Raw genomic sequence first — 4,900 nt, forward strand, 5'->3', positions numbered from 1 at the left:
GGCTGCGTTTGTGAAAACGCGGTCCGGCCACAAGTCACCCAGGACGGTCGATTCCTGCCGCAAGGCCGCGCCACCCACCACACTCTCACGAGTGCAGCTACGAGCTGCGTGGCACACGCCACGAACCGTCTTCGCAGCACTCAGTGTGGCTGCGTTTGTGAAAACGCGGTCCGGCCACAAGTCACCCAGGACGGTCGATTCCCGCCGCAAGGCCGCGCCAACCACCGCACTCTCACGAGTGCAGCTACGAGTTGCGTGGCACACGCCACGAACCGCCTTCGCAGTGCTCAGTGTGGCTGCGTTTGTGAAAACGCGGTCCGGCCGCAAGTCACCCAGGACGGTCTATTCCCGCCGCAAGGCCGCGCCACCCACTACACTCTCACGAGTGCAGCTACGAGTTTCACTTCCGTCTATTGATCTACCGGCTCGATGACGATCAACGGCACATCGATTGCCATGGAGTTCGTGCCTTTTGCATCCCAACCTTGTTCTGACTGCAACACGCCCACCAACCGTTTGGCCAGGGGTTGCTCGGCGTACTGGGAGACCTCCAGCCTCAGTTCCAGCGATCCATTGGGAAGTTGCTTCAGCACCTGATCCTTGTCGGCGTTCACCAGACCGTCATCGGTGAAGAACAGCACCTCTTTGATCTTGCCTTTAGGGATGTCTTCTCCAGTTGGCGTCAAGTGGACGACAACACTCTTGTCATCCCGGCTCGCTACGATCATCCAACCCTTGAGCGGCTTGGGGCTGGACGCCAGGGCGGCGTTGAACCGCTCCTGCCACTTCGTATTCATCAGTGTCTCCGGAGCCGCGTCGGCTGCTGCTATGGGCAATTCCAATGTCAATTCATTGAACCCTGGATTGCAGTCGCGACCGCAGCACATCCAGGAGGTCTTGCCCTTCAGGGTGACCGTTGTTCCGGGCGCCAAATCGTTGGGGGGGATCAGGCGGACCGGGAGGACCATGTCCCCGTGGTATCCTTGAGCCCGGATCTGAAACATATGGACCTGCTTCGGCTCTGGCCACGTGATGTCGTCCGCCTTCCAGCCCGGAGGCAGCGTCCAGTCCATGCTGGTGGGCACTCCGACGATGCCGGGGAACTTCCAATAGGTGTGGTAGCCCTCGCGATGCACCAAGTGCAACCCTGCGTAGAAGGGAACACCGGGTTTCACCTGGGTCACATTCGCCACCAAGTTCACTTCCAGGGGCTCCGCAGCGTGCACAGGGGAGCCGGCCAGAGTGAGGAACAGAGCAGCGGGAACCGCCAGGAGAGCGGAGAAAGCGGAGCGGAAAGACAACGTAGGCATCAAATCAATCGGGAAAATCGAATCAGAACTCAGCATGCCCAGGCGTCCGGGCAAAGGGAATGACATCGCGGATGTTGCTTACGCCGGTGGCGAACATGAGGAAACGCTCAAAACCCATGCCAAAGCCAGCATGGGGCACGGTGCCAAAGCGTCGGAGGTCAGCATACCAGCGGTAGTTCTCCTCACTCAGACCATGGGCAGCCATTGCCTGCTCAAGAAGATCCAGCCGCTCCTCGCGCTGGCTGCCGCCTATGATCTCGCCAATCCCGGGGACCAGCACGTCCATGGCAGCAACCGTCCGCCCATCGTCATTCTGCCGCATGTAGAAGGGCTTCAGGCTGCGGGGGTAGTTGAAGACCGTAACCGGGCTTTGGAAATGCTCCTCGGCGAGGAAGCGCTCATGCTCGGACTGGAGGTTCTGCCCCCATTCCACCGGGTACTCGAACTTGCGCCCTGATTTGAGCAGGAGGTCCACCGCATCCGTGTAGCTCACTCGCTGGAAAGGCTTGTCCAAGGTGTGTTGGAGACGGGCGATGAGACCTGTGTCCACGAACTTGTTGAAGAACTCCAGTTCTTCGCCGCAGGTCTCGAAGAGAGACTTCAGCAGGTACTTCACATTCGCCTCGGCCAGGCCCATGTCGGCCTCCAGATCATAGAAGGCCATCTCTGGCTCGATCATCCAGAACTCCGCCGCATGCCGCGCCGTGTTGGAGTTCTCCGCCCGGAACGTGGGGCCGAAAGTGTAGATCTTGCTGAGGGCGCAGGCGAACACCTCTCCCTGGAGCTGACCGCTCACCGTCAGGAAGGTGGGCTTGCCAAAGAAGTCTTCCTCGGGCTTCGCCGCGCTGCCTTGTGGGAGCGTGGTCACGCGGAACATCTCACCGGCACCTTCGCAGTCGCTGCTGGTGATGATGGGCGTGTGTACATAGAAGAAGTCCTGCTCCTGGAAGAACTTGTGGATGGCGAAGGCCATGCGGCTGCGCACGCGGAAGACACTGCCAAGAAGGTTCGTCCGTGGGCGTAGATGGGAGATGGAGCGGAGGAATTCCGGCGTGTGGCCCTTTTTCTGCAGGACATAGGTGCCATCAGACTCGCCGATGATCTCCACGTTCTTGGCCAGCACCTCAAAGGCCTGCTTGCCTCCCGGGGAGGTCACAAGGTCGCCCGTGACGCGAACGGAAGCACCCGTCAGGATTTTCGGGTAGAGCTCGGCACAGGCCAGGGAGTTGTCCGCCACCACCTGCAGGCCCCGCAGGCAGGAGCCGTCATTGAGTTCGATGAAGGTGCACGCCTTGGAGTCCCGCCGGGTGCGCACCCAGCCTTGCACCGTTACGTCCTGAACCGGTTCCTTGGAAGCGAGGAGGCTGCGAATGTTGGGAGTGACCATATGTGAAGGTAATCAGGCCGGGGGAAAAGCAACACCTACCATCCTTCGAAGCCCCGACCAAGTTTGTAGCTTGGCTTGTCACACCAAACGCGATACAAAGGTAAACACACCACCCACAACCTCATGAAATTCCGGAGCTTCCTGGACCAGTCGATGGCCCCCACCGTGCACAGTGCGTACGAGACCGGATACAGCGGGGGACGTCGCCCGCAGATGTCCGGGTGCGGTATGAGGGTGGCCATCGGCCTCGCCATCGCTGCCTTTGCGCTTTTCAGCTACTTCAGCAGCACCAGTTCAGAGACGAACAACTTCACCGGTCGCACCCAGCGTCTGAAACTGAATCCCCAGCAGGAGATCCAACTCGGCCTGGCCTCGCGGCAAAAAATGGCCGCCATGCATGGCGGGGTTTCCAGCGATGAGCAGGCCAGGGAGTTCGTCAACCGCGTTGGGCAGAAGCTGGTCCGGGACACGGATGCTGATGAGACGGCGTACAAGTTTGAATTCCATCTGCTGGCGGATCGCAATACCGTGAATGCCTTCGCGCTCCCCGGGGGGCAGATCTTCATTACGGAGGCGCTTTTCCGCCTGCTCAAGACGGAGGACGAACTGGCCGGGGTGCTGGGGCATGAGATCGGCCACGTGGTCGGGCGGCACAGCTCCGAGCAGATCGCCAAGTCGGAGCTCGTCGGAGGCCTGACCACGGCCTTTGTCGTGGCGTCCAGTGACGGTTCCAGCAACACCAACGCCCAGCTCGCTCAACTGGTGAACCAGGTGGTGAACACCAAGTACGGTCGCGATGATGAACTGGAGTCCGACCGGCTGGGGGTGAAGTTCCTCTATCAAGCAGGCTACAATCCCGAGGCTCTCATCAAGGTGATGGAGATCCTGAAGCAGGCCAGCGGGGGAGGGGGCGGACCCCCTGAGTTCCTCAGCACGCACCCCAGTTCCGAGAACCGGATCGAGCAGATCAAAGCAGAAATCGCCAAGATTCGAGCGACGGGCGGAAAGTGACAAGGTGGGGTGAAGTTTTTAGAGAATGCGATCCAGAGGCCCTCAAAATTGGCACTGCTGACGCTCTGAATTCCGTTTTGCTAAGCTTTATTTAAGAATTTGCCGGGTGCATCTTGCGACAAGGTTCCGATGGTGTAAACATTGCAAAATTATCAGGGTTTACAGGACATCGGCGAGTCTGAGAATTCAGGTTCGCTCCTTCGGATTTCCGAAACAAAAGACTTGCACGTAATAGGAATGCTGGCAGTCTATGCGCCCTTTCCCGCCGCTGTGAAGCGGCCACCCTCATCGCAGGAGACCCCGTCATGAGCATTATCGCCAAGATCGAACAAGAACAACTGAAGTCGACCCTCCCCGCATTCAATGTGGGTGATAGCGTCAAAGTCCATACCCGCGTTATTGAGGGCGAGAAAGAGCGTATCCAGATTTTCGCTGGCATTGTCATCGCCCGTAAAGGTCGCGGTCTCAACAAGGCTTTCACGGTTCGCAAAATCTCCAACGGTGAAGGCGTCGAGCGCGTGTTCCCCCTTCACACCCCCAAGATCGCCAAGATCGAAATCGTCCGCCAGGGCAAGGTTCGTCGCGCCCGTCTGCACTACCTCCGTGGCCGCCTCGGCAAGGAAGCTGTGACGGTGAAAGAGCGTGCCAACGAGCGCGCCAGCGCCGACAGCTAATTTGGCAGGACGTCTCCAAGACATTTCTCAAAGCCGGATTCCGCAAGGTTTCCGGCTTTTTGTTTGTCTGAAGCGCGACAATTCTGATGCCGTGGGACGTAAGAACCACGGAAGGGATGCGCGTTCGCGCACGTATTCCCTGACTTCACTGCCCGTCCTTCTTCGTCATCGTCCTCTCTCGATTGTTCACGCCCGATGCGCATCATTCACCTCACGCCTGGCACCGGTTCCTTTCACTGCGGAAGCTGTCTGCGGGACAATGCTCTCATCAAGGCACTGAGGGGCCGGGGTCATGATGCGATGATCATCCCGCTCTACCTCCCGCTGGTGACGGATGCGGACGAGGCAAACCCGGAACAGGCGGTGAAAGTGGGCGGTGTTTCCTTGTACCTGCAGCAGCGCCTGCCCGGCTTCCGCTTTCTGCCGCGCTTCCTGCGCAACTGGCTGGACGGGGAAAAGCCGCTGCGCTGGGCCTCGCGTTTCCTGGGCATGACCAGTGCCCGCGACCTGGGTGAGAT

The 4,900-nt window shown here is 59.5% G+C and carries 4 protein-coding genes and 1 pseudogene; 3 read left to right on the forward strand and 2 right to left on the reverse strand.

Annotated elements, in window-relative coordinates; genetic code table 11:
• Window positions 1–410 precede the first annotated feature (410 nt).
• Together BV034_RS15070 and asnS are read right to left on the reverse strand one after the other, a co-directional pair.
• Window positions 411–1,310 (reverse strand): protein-disulfide reductase DsbD domain-containing protein, encoded by a 900-nt coding sequence (locus tag BV034_RS15070; protein WP_265593032.1) that lies wholly within the window; start codon window positions 1,308–1,310, stop codon window positions 411–413.
• A 22-nt stretch (window positions 1,311–1,332) separates the two neighbouring features.
• Entirely contained in the window at window positions 1,333–2,697 is a 1,365-nt protein-coding gene (gene asnS, locus BV034_RS15075; protein ID WP_050027834.1) for an asparagine--tRNA ligase, read from the reverse strand.
• Window positions 2,698–2,820: 123 nt separating this feature from the next.
• On the opposite strand from asnS, the gene BV034_RS15080 reads away from it, so the two are divergent.
• The 3 genes and pseudogenes from BV034_RS15080 to BV034_RS15090 form a co-directional block, all read left to right on the forward strand.
• Window positions 2,821–3,708, forward strand: coding sequence for a M48 family metallopeptidase (locus BV034_RS15080; RefSeq protein ID WP_081887843.1), 888 nt, complete (start codon window positions 2,821–2,823; stop codon window positions 3,706–3,708).
• 305 nt (window positions 3,709–4,013) lie between these two features.
• Complete coding sequence (rplS, locus tag BV034_RS15085; RefSeq protein ID WP_050027835.1) at window positions 4,014–4,382, forward strand: 50S ribosomal protein L19; 369 nt, start codon at window positions 4,014–4,016, stop codon at window positions 4,380–4,382.
• Window positions 4,383–4,577: 195 nt separating this feature from the next.
• Window positions 4,578–4,900: pseudogene (locus BV034_RS15090) on the forward strand (glycosyltransferase family 1 protein); the annotation flags it as partial.

Origin of the sequence: Verrucomicrobium sp. BvORR034, from assembly GCF_000739635.1 — a bacterium.
Taxonomy (GTDB): Bacteria; Verrucomicrobiota; Verrucomicrobiia; order Verrucomicrobiales; family Verrucomicrobiaceae; genus Verrucomicrobium.